Source organism: Streptomyces sp. (assembly GCF_031178505.1).
Lineage (GTDB): Bacteria > Actinomycetota > Actinomycetes > Streptomycetales > Streptomycetaceae > Streptomyces > Streptomyces gulbargensis.
The window spans coordinates 1-1,535 of sequence record NZ_JAPSIW010001063.1 but is presented as its reverse complement, the minus strand read 5'-3'; the positions used below and the strand labels follow the sequence as shown (position 1 = coordinate 1,535).

General features: G+C 75.1%; 3 protein-coding genes. 1 reads left to right on the top strand and 2 read right to left on the bottom strand.

Annotation, left to right across the window (positions count from 1 at the left end):
* A partial coding sequence (locus RIF68_RS36265; protein ID WP_309056014.1) for a helix-turn-helix domain-containing protein occupies positions 1 to 351 on the bottom strand: 351 nt, incomplete at its 3' end.
* Between the two features lie 151 nt (positions 352 to 502).
* On the opposite strand from RIF68_RS36265, the gene RIF68_RS36260 reads away from it, so the two are divergent.
* Positions 503 to 940: a hypothetical protein gene (locus RIF68_RS36260; protein WP_309056012.1), complete on the top strand. Its 438-nt coding sequence runs from the start codon at positions 503 to 505 to the stop codon at positions 938 to 940.
* A 73-nt stretch (positions 941 to 1,013) separates the two neighbouring features.
* Here RIF68_RS36260 and mug read toward each other — a convergent pair.
* A partial coding sequence (gene mug / locus RIF68_RS36255) for a G/U mismatch-specific DNA glycosylase (protein ID WP_309056010.1) occupies positions 1,014 to 1,535 on the bottom strand: 522 nt, incomplete at its 5' end.

The following is a 1,535-nucleotide window of genomic DNA, read 5'->3' as shown; positions in this document are numbered from 1 at the left end:
CACCTCGCGCGATCCGGCGCCGATGATGCGGCCGTCCAGGCCCGAGAGGAGGGCGGCGACGCGGTGGGGGCCGATCTCGACACCGAGGAGGTGACCCGCCTCCGCCCGGAAGCGGAACCTCCGGGCCGGGCGCCCCTGGCGCCGGGCCTCGCCCTCCTCGGGCGCCGCCTCGACGACCAGCCCGCTCCCGATCAGGCCCTCGACGACCCCTTCGACCGTCGGCCGGGACAGGCCCGTGATCCGGGTCAGATCCGTGAGGGTCGGAGCGTCGGCACCCCGCAGGGCATGGAGCACCACCGCGGAGTTGATCCGCCGCAGAAGAGACGGATCCCCGCCGGTCAGCCGCCCCACCGTGTGTCCTCCCAGCTCGTGCGCGTCTGAGCCGGATGGTACTCAATGGGCGGGGACGCGGCGACCGGCGGCCCCGGGCCCCGCGTGCCGGGCACCCGCCCCGGCTCCTGACGGGGCGCCAACTGTCAGTGGCGGGCGGTTTACTGGCCCCATGACCACGGCACGGCACCTGGCGACCCTCGACCTGCTCCGCGCCCGCGCCTTCCCGCCCCGCCCGGCGCGATCCGGTCCCCTCGACAGCGGGCCCGGCTTCCACCTCGGTGAGCTCGCCACGAGCGAGGAGTTCTGGGACGACGACGGCACGCGCCGCGCGCTCGCCGAGGACCAGTACGAAGCGGAACGGGACGGGCTCTCCGTCCTGCTCACCGCGCGCTGGGGCCCGCCGTCCGAGCTGAGCCTCCACTCCGTCCTGGAGCGGAGCATGGACGGCGAGGAGATACCGGAGCCGTGGGCGACCCTGAGCTGCCACGTCCCGGACCTGCGGCTGTGGCGGGCGGACGGGCGCTGGGTCGGCCTCGGCGTCTCCCAGTGGGACAAGGAGCTGCCCTTCCAGCTCCTCGCCCTCGTGACCACGGTCGACCCGCCCTGAGACCGGGCCCGTCCCGGGACCGGCCCGTCCTGAGACCGCCGCCGCCGCGCCGGGGCCGCCCCACGGGGCGCCGTCAGACCTCCGGCGTGCGTGCCGCCTCGCGGAGCCGGGCGAACTCCTCGGCCATCGTCGCCGTCGTCCAGTGGGCGTTCAGCCCGCTCGGGTTCGGCAGCACCCAGACGCGGGTGGCACCGAACGTCCGCTCCTGCGGCCCGATCACCGCTTTCGGCTCGTCGAACGCCGTCCGGTACGCCGTGACCCCGACCACCGCCAGCCGGCGCGGCGCCAGGCGTTCCACCTTCTCCGCCAGGGTCCGGCCGCCCTCGCGGTACTCCTCGCGGCTCAGCTCGTCGGCCCGCGCGGTCGGCCGTGCCACGACGTTGGTGATCCCCAGGCCGTACGACAGGAGCTCCTCCTGCTCGTCGGGCCGCAGCAGCCGCGGGGTGAACCCGGACAGGTGGAGCACCGGCCAGAAACGGTTGCCCGGGCGGGCGAAGTGATGGCCTGTCGCAGCCGACATCAGACCCGGATTGATCCCGCAGAACAGCACGGAAAGGCCGCGCGCGACCACGTCGGGGCCGACGCGGTCGCGAGC

Coding starts and splice junctions, on each gene's coding strand:
- RIF68_RS36260 (WP_309056012.1), top strand. CDS start 503: ATGACCACGGCACGGCACCTGGCGACCCTCGACCTGCTCCGCGCCCGC.